Below are 15217 nucleotides of genomic sequence, written 5' to 3'. Positions count from 1 at the left end.
GGAGGGGCTGCGGAGGCGGCTGTGACGGGCGAATACTCTGCTTCGTCTATATTGCCGGATTGTTACTTTTTCAACAGTCCCTCGCCTTGCGGATGGCCCTGCGGCCGCAATACGTTGCCGTCAACAACAAAACCAAGTGAAGGTTCAACCTTCCGGAGGCAACCGATGACGTTGGCGAGGTGGTACGAGCGATGAGCGACGTGCCGATCCTCCTTGAGATGCGCTCCATCACCAAGGAGTTCCCCGGAGTCAAGGCCCTCTCCGACGTCAACCTGGTGGTTCGCGCCGGTGAGATCCATGCCATCTGCGGCGAGAACGGTGCGGGCAAGTCCACGCTGATGAAGGTCCTCAGCGGGGTCTACCCGTACGGCAGCTACGACGGCCAGATCGTCTACCAGGGGTCGGAGAGCAAGTTCTCCGACATCCGGGCCAGCGAGAACGCCGGAATCGTGATCATCCACCAGGAGCTCGCGCTCATTCCCGGCATGTCGATCGCCGAGAACATCTTCCTCGGTAACGAACCGCGCAAGCGGGGCGCGATCGACTGGAAGGCCGCGAACCGGATGGCGCTGGACCTGATGGCCCGGGTCGGTCTCCAGGAGGACCCGGACACCCTGATCAAGGACATCGGCGTCGGCAAGCAGCAACTCGTGGAGATCGCCAAGGCGTTCGCCAAGGACGTGAAGCTGCTCATCCTGGACGAGCCGACGGCCGCGCTGAACGAGGCGGACTCCCGGCACCTGCTGGACCTGCTGCGCGGCTTCCGCTCCCGTGGCATCACCTCGATCATGATCTCGCACAAGCTGAACGAGATCGAGGCGATCGCCGACCAGATCACCATCCTGCGCGACGGCCGGACCGTGGAGACCCTCGACGTCAAGGCGGACGGGGTCGACGAGGACCGGATCGTGCGGGGCATGGTCGGCCGGGAGTTGCACAGTCGGTTCCCGGACCACACCCCGAAGGTCGGTGAGGTCTTCTTCGAGGTCCGCGACTGGAATGTCAGGCACCCGATCTCCGCCGACCGGCAGGTCTGCAAGAACGAGAGCTTCGTGGTGCGTCGCGGCGAGATCGTCGGCTTCGCCGGCCTGATGGGCGCGGGCCGTACCGAACTCGCCATGAGCATCTTCGGCCGCTCCTACGGGGTGTACGAGTCGGGCACGATCATCAAGGACGGCAAGGAGATCGTCCTGAAGTCGGTCGCGGACGCGATCGACAACGGGCTCGCGTACGTCAGCGAGGACCGCAAGGCGATCGGCCTCAACCTGCTCGACGACATCAAGTCGTCGACGGTGGCCGCCAAGCTGTCCAAGATCTCGCACCACGGCGTCCTGAACGAGGTCGAGGAATACCAGGCGGCCGAGGCGTACCGCAAGGAGTTGCGGACCAAGGCCCCGACGGTCGACGAGAGCGTCTCGAAGCTCTCCGGCGGCAACCAGCAGAAGGTCGTCCTGGCGAAGTGGATGTTCACCGACCCGGACCTGCTGATCCTCGACGAGCCGACGCGCGGCATCGACGTGGGTGCCAAGTACGAGATCTACGGCATCATCCAGCGGCTCGCCGACCAGGGGAAGGGCGTTGTCGTCATCTCCTCGGAGCTGCCTGAGCTGATCGGGCTCTGCGACCGCATCTACACCGTGTTCGAAGGCGCCATCACGGGCGAGATCGCTCGGGCGGACGCCACCCCGGAAAACCTCATGAAGCAGATGACCTCGACGAAGAAGTTGGCCTCCCGATGAGCCGTATCAAGGACCTTCAGAAGAATCTGTTTGGAGGTACGACCTCCAACGCGCGCCAGTTCGGGATGATTTTCACCCTGGTGGCGATCGTCGTCCTGTTCCAGATCCTGACCGATGGCCTGACCCTGCGGTCGGACAACCTGATCGCGCTGTTCCAGCAGAACTCCTACATTCTGATCCTGGCCATCGGCATGCTCATGGTGATCGTGGCCGGACACATCGACCTGTCGGTCGGCTCGGTCGCGGCCTTCGCGGGCATCCTGGTCGCCAAGTCGATGACCGAGTGGGACCTGCCCTGGCCCGCCGCCATCGTGTTCGGCCTCGCCATCGGCGCGGTCATCGGCGCCTGGCAGGGATTCTGGGTGGCGTACATCGGAGTCCCGGCGTTCATCGTCACCCTGGCCGGCATGCTGCTGTTCCGCGGCGGCAACCAGTACATCGGTAACGCCAACACCATCCCGGTGCCGGAGGGCTTCCGGGAGATCGGCTCCGGCTTCCTGCCCGAGTTCGGTCCGAACACCGGCTACAACAACGCCACGCTGCTCCTCGGCCTGGTCGCGGCCGTGGCGGTGGTGTGGCGCGAGATCCGGGCCCGCAACACCCGACGGGCGATGGACGCCGACCCGGCGCCGATGTGGGTCTCGATCCTGCGGATGGCCATCATGGTCGGGGTGATCGCCTTCGCCTCGCTGCGCTTCGCCAGCGGTCGCGTCGGCACCAGCTTCCCGATCTCGGGGATCATCCTGCTGGTGCTGGTGATCGCGTACTCCTTCTACACCCGCAACACGGCCGGTGGCCGGCACATCTACGCGGTGGGCGGCAACTCCCGGGCGGCCGAGCTGTCCGGCGTGAAACTCAAGCGGGTCAACTTCTTCGTCATGATGAACATGTCCGTCCTGGCCGCGCTGGCCGGCATGATCTTCGTGGCCCGTTCGGCGGCCTCCGGACCGCAGGACGGCAACGGCTGGGAGCTGGACGCCATCGCCGCGGTGTTCATCGGTGGCGCGGCCGTCTCCGGCGGCATCGGCACCATCAGCGGCTCGATCGTCGGTGGTCTCGTCATGGCCGTGCTCAACAACGGCCTGCAGCTCATGGGCGTCGGCACCGACCGCGTCCAGATCATCAAGGGTCTGGTCCTGCTGCTGGCCGTCGCGATCGACGTCTACAACAAGAGCCAGGGGCGCTTCTCCATCATCGGGAGCCTGATGCGGCCGTTCCGCCGCGACGACTCCGCCTCGCCCGCCTCACCGCCGGACGCGGAGCGCGAGCCCGCCAAGGCAGCGGTGTCCGGCTGACGGTCACCGACCTCACCACCCCGGTTACACATCCAGAAAGGCAAGTCCTCACCATGCGTAAATTCTTCGGCACGTCGGTGGTCGCCATCAGCGCCGCCGCCATGCTGGCCCTCGCCGGTTGCGGCTCCGGCCGTGACGGCGACTCCGGCACCAGCGGCGAGGCCGCCAAGGGCTTCCCGGCCAACTCCCTGATCGGCGTGGCCCTCCCGGCCAAGACCTCGGAGAACTGGGTCCTCGCCGGTGACCTGTTCACCAACGGCCTCAAGGAGGCCGGCTTCCAGGGCAACGTGCAGTACGCCGGTGCGTCGACCACGGTCGCCGACCAGCAGGCGCAGATCACCTCCATGGTGACCAAGGGCGCCAAGGTCATCGTCATCGGCGCGACCGACGCCGCACAGCTGTCGACCCAGGTCGCGGCGGCCCACGCGGCCGGTGTGAAGGTCATCGCCTACGACCGGCTGATCACCAACACCCCGGACCTCGACTACTACGTCGCGTTCGACAACTTCAAGGTCGGCCAGCTCCAGGGCCAGGCCCTGCTGGACGGCATGAAGGCCAAGAAGCCGAACGGCCCGTACAACATCGAGCTGTTCTCCGGCTCGCCGGACGACAACAACGCAGGTGTCTTCTTCAACGGCGCGATGAGCGTGCTCAAGCCGGAGATCGACAAGGGCACCGTCGTCGTCGCCTCGGGTCAGAAGGACGTCAAGCAGACCGCCATCCAGGGCTGGAAGGCCGAGGGTGCGCAGGCCCGCATGGACCAGCTGCTGACCTCGACCTACGGCAACAAGGAGCTGGACGGCGTCCTCTCCCCGAACGACACCCTGGCCCGCGCCATCCTGACCTCGGTCAAGGGTGCCGGCAAGCCGACCCCGATCGTCACCGGCCAGGACTCCGAGGTGGAGTCGGTCAAGTCGATCGTCAAGGGTGAGCAGTACATGACGATCAACAAGGACACCCGCAACCTGGTGAAGGAGACCATCAACATGGTCAAGGCTCTCCAGGCCGGTGACAAGCCGCAGGTGAACGACACCAAGTCCTACAACAACGGCAGCAAGGTCGTCGACACGTTCCTGCTCCCGCCGGTCGCCGTCACCAAGGCGAACGCGGCCGAGGCGTACGCGAACGACCCGAAGCTCGCGCCGCTCACCAAGTAATCACCGCACGACAGGTAGCAACGCCGATGGGTCCCGGGTCTCCTCTTCCGGGACCCATCGTCGTCCGGACAGCCCCGCACCACCCGGCACCGATCCGGAAGGAGGTCTGACCGTGGCACCACCCGTCCGGTCCAGGCCAGCCGGCATCGGCCGCCACACCGAGCCCTCGCTGCCGTCGGTACCCGGAGCCAGCCAGGAGGAGATCCGGCGGCAGAATCTCGGCGCCGTGCTGCGCTACGTCCACGTGCACGGGCCGACGTCCCGGGCCGAACTGACAAGCCGGCTCGGCCTCAACCGAAGCACCATCGGCGCCCTCGCGGCCGACCTGGTCGCCAGCGGCCTGGTCACCGAGGAGGCACCGACCACCGCCCGCCGCGCCGGCCGGCCCTCACTCGTGGTCAGTCCCCGCTTCGACCGCGTCTACGCACACGCGTTGAGCATCGACGCCGACCGTCTACGTGCCGCCCGGGTCGGCCTCGGCGGGGAGATCCTCGATCGGCGGGAGATACCGCGACCCAGTGGCCTGTCGGCTGTCGACGCCGTCAGGCCCCTCGCCGACCTGGTCCGGGACATGGAACGGTCGGTGGCCGCCGACGCGCTGCTTGTCGGCGGCGCCGTTGCGGTCACCGACACCACCCGTGACCAGGCCGGCCGGATCCGGATCGCCAGCATCGACGAGACGCTCGCCGTCGCACTGGAGGCGGAGTTCAGCGGCGGCCCCGGTTTCGTGGCAGGTGACCTGGCCGACATCGCCGGGCTGGCCGAGCACGTCCGGGGCGTGGCGGTGGGCACCGACGACGTCATCTACCTGCACGGCGACCTCGGCATCAGCGCCGGCATCATCGTCGGTGGCCGACTGGTGATAGGCCACCGCGGTCACAGCGGCAAGGTCGGCCACATGGTCGTCAACCCCAACGGTCTGCCCTGCGGCTGCGGTTCACGTGGCTGTTGGGAGACCGAGATCTCCGAAGCCGCGTTGTTGCGGCACGCGGGCCGCGATCCGAGCGACCGCGCGGCGGTGGCCGAGGTGCTGCGCGCGGCGGCGGACGGCGACCGAACCGCCCGGGACGCCGTCGAGCAGGTCGCTGGGTGGCTCGGCTTCGGGGTGGCCAACCTGGTGAACGTGGTCAACCCGGATGCCGTGGTGTTCGGCGGATCGCTCCGGGACATCTTCACCGCCGGAGCGGACGCCGTCCGCGAGCGGTTGGACACCATGCCGCTGCCGGCGTCCCGCGAGCACCTACGGCTGCGCGCGGCGGCACTCGGCCGCGACGCCGCCCTCATCGGCGCCGCCGAGCTGGCCTTCGACAAGCTCCTGGCCGACCCGCTCAACGTCGGCGTCGTGGGCCAGGCCGCGACCGCGTCCTGACCCACCCGACAGATGCGCCAGCGGTGGTCGATCCACCGGGGGCGCGGTCGGTCAACCTGCCGGTCGTAGCACCCGGCCGGGGCCGGCGGCGTTGTCCGCGGCGGCCTGGCTGCGCTGCGCCCCGGTGACGCAGACGTCGTCGCCGATGAACGCCTCGCGCCACACGTAGCCGGCCACGCAGGTGTGCGGGCCGTACGGGCCACTGACCCAGCGACTCGCGGCGACCGCGTTGTCCGCCAGCACCTGGGAGCGGGTCGTGCCGCTGACGCAGACGTAGTCGGACTGGTCGGCGTCGCGCCACACGTACCCGCTGACGCAGGTGTTCGGGCCGGACACCAGCCGGGCCGGGTTGCGCCGGGACGCAGCGGCGGCGTTGTCGGCGGCGGCCTGGCTGCGCTGCGCCCCGGTGACGCAGACGTCGTCCCCGGCGTACGCCTCACGCCACACGTACCCGGCGACGCAGGTGTGCGGACCGTACGGGCCGTTCACCCAGCGGCTGGCCGCGGCGGCGTTGTCCGCCCACACCTGGCTGCGCGTCGCACCTGTGACACAGACGAGGTCGCCGGCGCGGGCCTCGCGCCAGACGTACCCCTGGACGCAGCGGTTGACCACGTCGGTGGTCACGGTCACGGACGCGGAGTTGCCGGAGAGCCAGTTCACGCCGATCTGCACACCGTTGGCGTTGAGCGACTGGGCCGGGCCGCCGCCGGGCCCGGTACGCAGCAGGGTGGGCGTGCCGTTGCGGACCTCGTGCAGCAGCACGGTGTCGGCGGGGATGCCGGCGCTCCAGCCGGTCTTCCGGCGGAACTCGACCGTGTAGTAGTGGAACAGGTCGGCCGGGTCGAACGGGATCCGGACGAGCTGCGGGCCGCTCGCGGCGGGCACCTCCAGCGGGGCCAGCGTGAGGGTGCGCGAGCCGACCCCGTCGGCGGCCATGGTGAAGACCCGGTTCTTCGGCAGCCAGCCCAGCTCGTCGCGGTGCGGCCCGTTCAGGCCGACGGCGCTGGTGCCGTAGTTGGCGGTCCCGAAGGCGTGGATGTGCATGGCGCTCATCTCGTCCCACGGGTCGTCGTACTCGCCCGGTTGCGACCAGGGCGCGTTCTGGTACGTCGTGTCGTTGGAGAACGAGTGGTCCAGGTTGTAGCCGTGCAGCATCTCGTGGGCGGCGAAGCCGACGTTCCAGGCGCCCGGGTCGAGCAGCACCCGGCCGCCGGCCGCACCGGAATCCACCCAGTCGTTGAGCATGACCGCGATCCGGTTGCCGGCGGGCACCGCGTAGCCGGCGGTCGCCGCGGTGTCCACGCAGCGCTGGATCCGGGTCCACCTGTCGATCGACTGGAACTGCGCAAGCGTGTACGGCATCGAATACCAGCCCCGCACCACCGAGCCGGCCAGCGACACCCGCCCGCCGGACTGGTCGGCGAGATAGTCCGCCACGCCGCCGGTGCCGACCCCGGCCGCGGTGAGGAAGTTGGCGAAGTGCGACGGCGGTTGTGGTTCCGCCGGCTTGTCGCTGAACTTGCACAGCAGCACCGACCAGGCGGTCGCGTTGCGGATCGGGCTGGCCGACGCCGGAGCGGCAGGCAACGCCACCGCGCCCAGCACGGCGCAGCCGAGCGCCACGGCCGACGCGGCGACCCGGCGGAGGATTCTGGACTTCACGCGTGCTCCCATCGCTACGGTCCGGCCAACCCGGGCCCGGAGTCCACATCGGAGCACTGCGGGTGAGCGGATCGGCACGTTGAGTCGCGTTGGCGACGGGCCGGAATCCGACTTCGCCGACCGGGGCGTTGTCGGTGGCCGAGGTTAGGCTCGGCGGCGTGGTTCCCCACCAACTCGATCGGGCCCAGGCGCGACAGATCGCCGTCCGGGCCCAACTGCTCGCCGCTGCACGTCCGACCGATCTGCTGACGATGGTGCGTCAGTTGACGCTTGTGCAGATCGACCCGACGGCGGTCGTCGCGCCCAGCGCCGACCTGGTCTGCTGGAGCCGGCTCGGCTCGTCGTACCAGCCGGCGCAGGTGCGCCAGGCCCTCGAACGGGACCGGACGCTCTTCGAGCACCAGGCGATGATGCGGCCGATGGACGATCTGGGGCTCTATCTCGCGGCGATGGCGGCCTGGCCCACCCACCGGCGGGAGCGCGAGTGGCTGCGCGTCAACGACTCCTTCCGGCGGGACGTGCTCGACCTGCTCGGCCGCACCGGGCCACTGCTCTCCCGCGACATCCCGGACACGTGCGCGGTGCCCTGGCCGTCGTCGGGCTGGACCAACAACCGCAACGTCACCCAGATGCTGGAGTTCCTGGTCGCGCGCGGCGAGGTCGCGATCGCCGGCCGCCAGGGCCGACAGCGCCTGTGGGACGTGGCCGAGCGGGTCTACCCGGCCGACACGCCAGTCGTGCCGCTGGAGCAGGCGCTCCGGCTGCGCAACGAGCGGCGACTGCGGGCGCTGGGCATCGCCCGGGCGAAGACGACGGTCCTGCCCGGCGAGCCGGCGGACGTCGGTGACGCGGGGGAGCCGGCCGTCGTCGAGGGCGTCGCGGGGCAGTGGCGGGTGGACCCGGCCGCGCTCGGGCAGCCCTTCTCTGGGCGTACGGCGCTGTTGTCGCCCTTCGACCGGCTGGTGCACGACCGGGTCCGCCTGGCGGAGCTCTTCGAGTACGAGTACGTGCTGGAGATGTACAAACCGAAGGCGAGCCGACGGTGGGGCTACTTCGCGCTGCCGATCCTGCACGGCGACCGGTTGGTCGGGAAGGTCGACGCGAGCGCGGACCGCCGGCGGGGCACGCTCACCGTGCACGCCGTCCACGAGGACGTGCCCTTCTCCGGGGAGCTGACCCGGGCCGTGCACGACGAGCTGCGCGACCTCGCGTCCTGGCTGGCGCTGACCGTCGAGGGCCTGCGCTGACCGGTGATCGCCGAGCCCCCGTGGCCCCGGCGATCACCGGTCGTCGACTACGCGATCCGACGCACCCGGCGGATGGCGAGGTAGAGCAGGAGCAGGGCCAGGGCGACGAAGATGCCCGTCTCGATCCCCTGGAACAGCCAGAACCGGTCCGCCGGCTGGTACAACTGCCAGTTGTACGCGCCCGGCTCGAGTCCCAGTTCCGCACCGCAGACCCGACCGTCCGGCCCCTTGCCACCCGGCGGGCACTGGATCCGGCCGCCCTCCGAGATCATCGTGCCGTCGGGGTTCCGGACGCCCTGGGCGAGGATCCAGTCGCCCCGGCTGATCTCCGGTGGCCCTTCCCCCTCGATCGGAAAGGTCTGGGTGTGGGCCGGCTGGTAGTGCCGTCGGGCCAGGAGCTCCACCGCCGCCCGTACGCCGATGTAACCGGCGAGGGTGATGCCCATGGCGGGCAGCATCCGCTTCCAGACGGTGCCGGCGAAGACGCCGAGCGCCACGGCGAACAGGGTGTACCCGATCGGGACGATGCCCTGCAGATCGAAGACGATCATGCCGAACCGGCCCTCGTGCGCGGCCTTGGTGAGCGGGTCGACCCACCAGGACATGCCCAGCCCGTAGACCGTCGCGAGGACCAGGACGCCCGCGCCCACCAGCCCGAACTTCACCAGTGCCCAGCGGGTGCGGCCGACGCCCTGGGTCCAGACGAAGCGGTGTGTGCCCTGTTCCACCTCGCGGGCGACAAGCGGTGCGCCCCAGAACAGGCCGATCAGCGCCGGCAGGGTGATCAGCAGCACGGCCACCAGGTTGAGGCTGCCGTACTGGTTGCCGAAGCGCCGGAAGCCCGCGTCGCAGGTCTCCCGGGTCGCCGCCGCCACGTTGGTGTCCGCGAGCTGGCGCGCGCAGTCCGTCAGCCCGAGGTCGGCGAAGGTGTTCCGCATCGCCAGGCCGATCGGCACCAGCAGCGCGGCGAGCGCCACGAGCCCCAGCAGGGTGTAGAACGCCTGCTTGCGGTGTTGCCGCCAGGTCAACCAGATCATGCTGCCACTCCCCACTCGCTGTGCCTGGTCTGCGTGGTGCCGTCGGCCAGGTAGGCCAGCACGACGTCCTCCAGGCTGACCTCGCGGACCGTCCAGGCCGGGTCGGTGACCGGGCCGTCGGTGCGGACCAGCAGCGTGGACTGCCGGTCGGTGTGGCTGGCCCGGATCACGGCGGCGACGCCCCCGATGACGCCGCCGTCGTGCCGGGGGCCGACCAGTTGGCGGTGCTCGGCGACCAGGTCGTCGACGGCGCCGGTGAGCTGCACCTGGGCGGAGTTGAGCACGATCAGGTAGTCGCAGACCCGTTCCAGGTCGGCCAGCAGGTGCGAGGAGAGCAGGACTGTGGTGCCGGATTCCGCGACGCTGCCCATCAGCGACTGGAGGAACTCCCGCCGGGCCAGGGGGTCGAGGCTGGCGACCGGCTCGTCGAGCAGCAGCAGCCGGGGCTGCTTGGCCAGCGCGAGGGCGAGCGCCACCTGGGCCCGTTGCCCGCCGGAGAGCTTGCCCACCGGTCGGTCCGGTGGAATGCCGAGCTGTGCCAACCGCTGGCGGGCCAGCGTGGCGTCCCACCGCTTGTTCAGCTTGCCGCCGGCGATGACCAGCTCGGCGGCGGTGAAGTCCCGGTAGAGCGGGGTGTCCTGGGCGACGAATCCGATGTCGGCCAGGCCCTCCGTGTCGCCGTACGGGGATCTGCCGAAGATCCGGACCGCGCCCGCGTCGGGCTTGAGCAGGCCGACGGCCAGGTGCAGCAGTGTGCTCTTGCCCGCGCCGTTCGGCCCGACCAGCGCGGCGATCCGGCCGGCCGGCAGGTGCAGCGAACAGTCTCGCAACGCCCAGGTGCTGCCGTACCGCTTGCCCAGCCGGTCGGCCTCCAAGACCATGTCCATCCTCTGTCCTCTCGATCCGGCTGCGCCCCCGGCTTCGCGGCGGAGCAGCCCTTGCTTCGGTGCCTGGTGGTTCGCTCGCCGCGCACGCTCAGGCGGGCTCCTTCTGCGGTGCGTCGTCGGCGAGGGTGGCTCGCAGCGTGGTCTCCACCAGGGCGATGACGTCCTCGGCCGAGAGGCCCGCGGTCTGCGCGCGGTGCAACCAGGCGACCAGGTCCTCGCGTAGCTCGGCCTGGTTGGGCAGGGACGCGCCGGCCAGGGTGCGCTGGACGAACGTGCCCACCCCGGGTCGGCCGCCGACCAGACCCTCGATCTCCAGCTCCCGGTACGCCTTCAGCACCGTGTTCGGGTTGATCGCCAGTGACTGCGCGACGTCCCGGACCTTCGGCAACTGGTCGCCAGGCGTCAGCAGACCGACGCGCAGCGCCTGCTTCACCTGCTGCACGAGCTGCATGTAGGTGTTCACCTTCGACCGGCTGTCCAACACGAACTCGATCACTCGCGATGATCCTTCCTGTTGTCCTACGACAGTAGGACTAATAGACAGCTTCATCGGCGTTCCCGCCGCTGTCAAGTCCGCGGCGCGTCGCGGTGCCTCCGGCGCGTCGGGCTCGGTGGCACCGGCGGGCCAGAGGTTGGCACCAACGGGTCAGCCCACCGGGAAGGGACCGGCACGCGATTCGTGCCGACGGGGAGGTGTTCGGTGGTCACCAACGAAGTGGCGACGTCGAGAGCGACTCCACTGCAGGTGGCCCGTTCCCGCGGGCGGGTACGCGGGCGACTGATCCTGCTCGGCCCGGCGTTCGTCGCCGCCGTCGCCTACGTCGACCCCGGCAACTTCGCCACCAACTCCGCAGCCGGCGCCCGCTACGGCTACCTGCTGGTCTGGGTCGTGGTGGTGGCCAACCTGATGGCGATGCTGGTGCAGACCCTCACCGCCAAGCTGGGACTGGCCACCGGGCGCAGCCTGCCCGAGCTGTGCCGGGAGCGGCTGCCCCGGCCGCTGAACCGGCTGATGTGGGTGCAGGCCGAGCTGGTCGCCATGGCCACCGACCTGGCCGAGGTGATCGGTGGCGCGGTCGCCCTGTACCTGCTCTTCGGCATCCCGCTGCTGCCCGGCGGGCTCATCATCGGCACTGCGGCGTTCGCCGTGCTCGCCCTGCGCTCGCGCGGGTTCCGCGCCTTCGAGATCGCCATCGCCGTACTGCTCGGTGTGATCGTCCTGGCCTTCGCGGCCAACCTGCTCGCGTCCGGCTCGGACCCCGGCTCGGCCATGGCCGGTCTGGTGCCTCGCCTCCAGGGCACCGACAGCGTGCTGCTGGCCGCCGGCATCCTGGGCGCCACGGTCATGCCGCACGTCATCTACGTGCACTCCGCACTGACCCGCGACCGCATCCCGGCCACCGACGACACCGAGCGTCGGGTCCTGTTCCGGGGCCAGCGCACCGACGTGCTGCTCGCCCTGAGCGCGGCCGGCGCGGTCAACCTCGCCATGCTGCTGATCGCCGCTGCGAGCTTCCGTGGCGGCGGCCCGGGTGGCGCGGACAGCCTGGAGGGAGTGCACGCCGGGCTCGGCCAGACCATCGGCACCGCGGCGGCGTTCGGGTTCGCGGTCGCCCTGCTGGTGTCCGGGCTGGCCTCCACGAGCGTCGGCACCTACGCCGGTGAGGTGATCATGCAGGGCTTCCTGCGGCGGCGGGTGCCGCTGCTGCTGCGCCGGCTGGTCACCCTGCTGCCCGCCCTGGCCGTGCTCGCCATCGGCCTCGACCCCACCCGAGCCCTGGTGCTGTCCCAGGTCATCCTCAGTTTCGGCATCCCCTTCGCGCTGATCCCGGTTGTCGCGTTCACCAGGCGGCGCGAGCTGATGGGCAACCTGGTCAACCACCCGCTCACCACCGCCGCCGCGTCGCTGGTGGCCGTGCTGGTGGTCGCGCTGAACGCCTTCCTGCTGTGGCAGGTCACCGCCGGCTGAGCTGGCTGGGCCGGCTCAGGTCGGGCTGGCCGGCTTCGCTGGCTGGTCGGACGTGGTCGGTTGAGCCGAGCCGTCCAGGTGCCGTCCGCGCGAGCGTGATGCCTGTGAGTCATCTTGATGACTCACAGGCATCACACGCGTTGGCGACCTGCACCCCGGCGTGGGTGGCCGGGCCGGCGGTGTACGCGCTCAGGTGCGGCGGCCCTCGTCGCGGGTGGGGATCTCCTGGCGCTGTTCGAGGGCGTCGGCCGGATTGGCGTCGGCCGGCAGCGACGTCACCTCCTCGAGCGTGCCCGCCGGGAGGGCGCCCTGTTCGGCAAGGTCCGCCTCGGACGCTTCGGGGTCGACGTCACCCGAGACCCGGTCCGGCGGCCCGTAGTCGACGGCGTTCTGCCGTTGCTCCAGGGCATCGGCCTCCGGAGGAGGAAACGTATCGCCCTGGTCGTCCCGGTACGTGCTCATCGGAGCCTCCTGCCCGGCGGGTGTCGACATGCCGCCGGGCCGCTGCCTACCCGCCGCCGCCGTCGGCACGCCTGGAGAGAGCCATCATCCGGGGTTGTCGAGTGGACAGGAGTGGGCAGTCGACCGGCCCGTGACCCGCCGACGGCCGCGCCCAACGGTGGTCAGCCGACCGGCGGCTCGACCGTGGTGTCCCGGCGGGCCCTGGCGGCCAGCCCCAGCCCCAGCAGCGCGCATCCCGCGCCGACCAGGAAGAGCAGCGAGGCCGCCGGCTGGCCCAGCCACTCCCACAACGGGTGCCGGGCCGGGTGCGGCTCGCCCAGGTGGTGCCGCAGCAGCTGCGGTGCGGCCAGCAGCACCGGCAGCCACCACAGCACCACTGCCACACCGAACAGGACGTTCACCGGGCCGCGACGCCGGCGTCCCTCGACACGTCGGCTGACCCAGCCGAAGACCACCCAACCCGCGACCGCGCCCAGCAGCGTGCCGAGCACGCCGGCGGGGAGCACCGCCGGGGGTGGCGCGCGGTGCAGCTCGACCGACAGGTAGGTGGCTTCGGCGGCGGTCTGGGTGGAGATCGAGGCGCTCAGGATGGTGTCGCCCCGTCGGGCGACCAGGGCGGTGTTGGTGATCGCCCGCGGTGTGGCGCACACCTTGTCCCCGCAGGTGATGCCCTCGGTCACCTGCGGGTCGTACACCCGCCAGCCGGCACCGGTCAGGCGTTCCCGGGCAACCGCGACGATCTGCTCGGCAGGCACCGGTGGCGCGCCGAAGGCGGCGGCGCCGGTGGCGCTCTCCTGATATTCGCCACCGTCACCGAACACCAGGGTCTTGACGGTTTTCAGGCGCAAGGCGTGCCCGTAGACGACGAAGAGCGCGGGCGGGACGTCGATGTCGCCGAGGTCGTGCCCGGGAAACACCTCGGCCAGGATCGCGCCGGCCTCGGCCCGGTCGGGTTGCGGTCGGGAGGTCTCCCAGGCGGCCCGGCTGGCCAACGCGCCGGTGAAGAGGCCACAGATGACCGCGGCGAGCGGCACCCAGGCGACGGCGGCACCAACGGCCGGACGGTTGAGGCGGCGCAGCGGCCGCCCGAACCGGCGGACCACCCACGTGTCGATCACGGGCATTGTCACCCTTCAGACTGAAGATCAAGCCGGGTGACAGTACATCGACAGGGGGAGCGGGCGGGTACCCGCGATGACCACCGCCGGTGGCCGGGATCGGCCAGGATGGGCGGGTGGCCGCGTCACGGTCGCGACGAGGAGGGTGGGCGATGCGGGTACGCGGGCGGTTGACCTGGGCGCGGCGTTCCCGTGCGGGTGCGGCGGTGGCTGCCGTGCTCGCCGCGGTGCTGACACCGGCGGTGCTGCCGAGGGCGAGCGCGGCGGCGGGTGCGGCGGCGGCCGGGACGCCTGTCTGCCAGGTGCGCGACGACCGGCTCCGCGAGCTCTCCGGCATGGTCGCCACCGACGACGGGTACGTGGTCGTCAACGACGGTGCCGACGACGAGGCCCGCCGCCGGATCTTCTTCCTCGACAAGCGCTGCGCGGTGGTCCGGGCGGTGGCTTTCCCGTCCCGCCCTCGCGACACCGAGGACCTGGCCATCGGCCGCGACGGCACCGTCTGGGTCGCCGACATCGGCGACAACGACCACTCCCGGCCGACGATCGCCGTCTGGCGGCTCGCTCCCGGGTCGGACGAGCCGGTGCTGCACCGGATGACCTACCCGGACCGCCCGCACGACGCGGAGGCGCTGCTGCTCGACGCGTCCGACCGGCCGCTTGTCATCACCAAGGGCGGCAGCGGCACCGTCTTCCTGTACGCGCCGACCGCCGCGCTGCGGCCGGGGGCGACGACGCCGCTGGCCTCGGTCGGCCAGGTGACCCTGCCGACGACCAGCACCAGCAACCCGTTCTCGTTCCTCGGGCGCGGTGTGATCACCGGGGCGGCGAGCGCACCGGACGGGCATCGGGTGGTGCTGCGCAGCTACGCCGACGCCTTCGAGTACGACGTGCCCGACGGCGACGTGGTCCGCGCGCTGACCACCGGCACCCCGCGGATCACCCCGTTGCCGGACGAGCCCCAGGGCGAGTCGGTCACCTACAGTCGCGACGGCCGGTCGTTGCTCACCGTCTCCGAATCCGCCGACCAGCCGGCGGGCACCTGGCCGACGATCCTGCGCTACCCGGCCACGGACGGACCGGCCACCGCCGCGCGCCCGACCGGATCCGCCGCCTCGGCGTTGCCCACCCTCGTCCGTCCGATCGCCGAGGACGCCACCGGCCCGGTTGGCCGTACCTGGCTGCTGGCGGCCGGCGCCGGCGTCCTGCTGGCGCTGCTCGGCCTGGCCGGCGTGCTGCGCTGGCGGCACACGGCGCGCCGCTGAGCGGACGCCC

13 protein-coding genes are annotated in these 15217 nt (G+C 70.8%); 7 read left to right on the top strand and 6 right to left on the bottom strand.

Features of this window, described 5'->3' with window-relative positions:
• The first annotated feature begins 191 nt into the window (after nt 1-191).
• The 4 genes from mmsA to AB0F61_RS04250 all read left to right on the top strand — a co-directional run bounded on the left by mmsA (nt 192) and on the right by AB0F61_RS04250 (nt 5560).
• Nucleotides 192-1739: a multiple monosaccharide ABC transporter ATP-binding protein gene (gene mmsA / locus AB0F61_RS04265; protein ID WP_357803128.1), complete on the top strand. Its 1548-nt coding sequence runs from the start codon at nt 192-194 to the stop codon at nt 1737-1739.
• Nucleotides 1736-3034, top strand: a complete 1299-nt coding sequence (gene mmsB, locus AB0F61_RS04260) for a multiple monosaccharide ABC transporter permease (protein ID WP_357803126.1) — start codon at nt 1736-1738, stop codon at nt 3032-3034. Before mmsA ends, mmsB begins: the two co-directional genes overlap by 4 nt.
• 53 nt (nt 3035-3087) lie before the next feature.
• The gene (locus AB0F61_RS04255; RefSeq protein ID WP_357803124.1) at nt 3088-4191 is read left to right on the top strand and encodes a sugar-binding protein; all 1104 of its coding nucleotides are present in this window, start codon (nt 3088-3090) and stop codon (nt 4189-4191) included.
• A gap of 112 nt (nt 4192-4303) precedes the next feature.
• Nucleotides 4304-5560, top strand: a complete 1257-nt coding sequence (locus AB0F61_RS04250; RefSeq protein ID WP_357803123.1) for an ROK family transcriptional regulator — start codon at nt 4304-4306, stop codon at nt 5558-5560.
• A 51-nt stretch (nt 5561-5611) separates the two neighbouring features.
• On the opposite strand, the gene AB0F61_RS04245 is transcribed toward AB0F61_RS04250, so the two are convergent.
• Entirely contained in the window at nt 5612-7222 is a 1611-nt protein-coding gene (locus tag AB0F61_RS04245; protein ID WP_357803121.1) for a hypothetical protein, read from the bottom strand.
• Nucleotides 7223-7380: 158 nt separating this feature from the next.
• On the opposite strand from AB0F61_RS04245, the gene AB0F61_RS04240 reads away from it, so the two are divergent.
• Complete coding sequence (locus tag AB0F61_RS04240; protein WP_357803119.1) at nt 7381-8469, top strand: crosslink repair DNA glycosylase YcaQ family protein; 1089 nt, start codon at nt 7381-7383, stop codon at nt 8467-8469.
• A gap of 47 nt (nt 8470-8516) precedes the next feature.
• Here AB0F61_RS04240 and AB0F61_RS04235 read toward each other — a convergent pair whose 3' ends face one another.
• The 3 genes from AB0F61_RS04235 to AB0F61_RS04225 all read right to left on the bottom strand — a co-directional run bounded on the left by AB0F61_RS04235 (nt 8517) and on the right by AB0F61_RS04225 (nt 10889).
• Nucleotides 8517-9506: a transporter gene (locus tag AB0F61_RS04235; RefSeq protein WP_357803117.1), complete on the bottom strand. Its 990-nt coding sequence runs from the start codon at nt 9504-9506 to the stop codon at nt 8517-8519.
• A complete protein-coding gene (locus AB0F61_RS04230) occupies nt 9503-10393 on the bottom strand; it encodes an ABC transporter ATP-binding protein (RefSeq protein WP_357803115.1) in 891 nt (296 codons plus the stop codon). The genes AB0F61_RS04235 and AB0F61_RS04230 overlap by 4 nt, the downstream gene beginning before the upstream one ends.
• Nucleotides 10394-10481: 88 nt before the next feature.
• The gene (locus AB0F61_RS04225) at nt 10482-10889 is read right to left on the bottom strand and encodes a GntR family transcriptional regulator (RefSeq protein WP_357246013.1); all 408 of its coding nucleotides are present in this window, start codon (nt 10887-10889) and stop codon (nt 10482-10484) included.
• A 204-nt stretch (nt 10890-11093) separates the two neighbouring features.
• Between AB0F61_RS04225 and AB0F61_RS04220 the strand changes: the two genes are divergently transcribed.
• Nucleotides 11094-12362, top strand: coding sequence for an Nramp family divalent metal transporter (locus tag AB0F61_RS04220; protein ID WP_357803114.1), 1269 nt, complete (start codon nt 11094-11096; stop codon nt 12360-12362).
• A gap of 189 nt (nt 12363-12551) precedes the next feature.
• Here AB0F61_RS04220 and AB0F61_RS04215 read toward each other — a convergent pair whose 3' ends face one another.
• Together AB0F61_RS04215 and AB0F61_RS04210 are read right to left on the bottom strand one after the other, a co-directional pair.
• A complete protein-coding gene (locus tag AB0F61_RS04215) occupies nt 12552-12824 on the bottom strand; it encodes a hypothetical protein (protein WP_357803113.1) in 273 nt (90 codons plus the stop codon).
• A 161-nt stretch (nt 12825-12985) separates the two neighbouring features.
• Nucleotides 12986-13942, bottom strand: coding sequence for a hypothetical protein (locus tag AB0F61_RS04210; RefSeq protein ID WP_357803112.1), 957 nt, complete (start codon nt 13940-13942; stop codon nt 12986-12988).
• Nucleotides 13943-14094: 152 nt separating this feature from the next.
• Between AB0F61_RS04210 and AB0F61_RS04205 the strand changes: the two genes are divergently transcribed.
• Nucleotides 14095-15207 (top strand): hypothetical protein, encoded by a 1113-nt coding sequence (locus AB0F61_RS04205; protein ID WP_357803110.1) that lies wholly within the window; start codon nt 14095-14097, stop codon nt 15205-15207.
• Nucleotides 15208-15217 lie beyond the last annotated feature (10 nt).

The organism is Micromonospora sp. NPDC023888, from assembly GCF_040639415.1.
Classification (GTDB): domain Bacteria; phylum Actinomycetota; class Actinomycetes; order Mycobacteriales; family Micromonosporaceae; genus Micromonospora.
The sequence above is the reverse complement of the archived record's forward strand: the minus strand, read 5'-3'. Positions and strand labels throughout refer to the sequence as shown.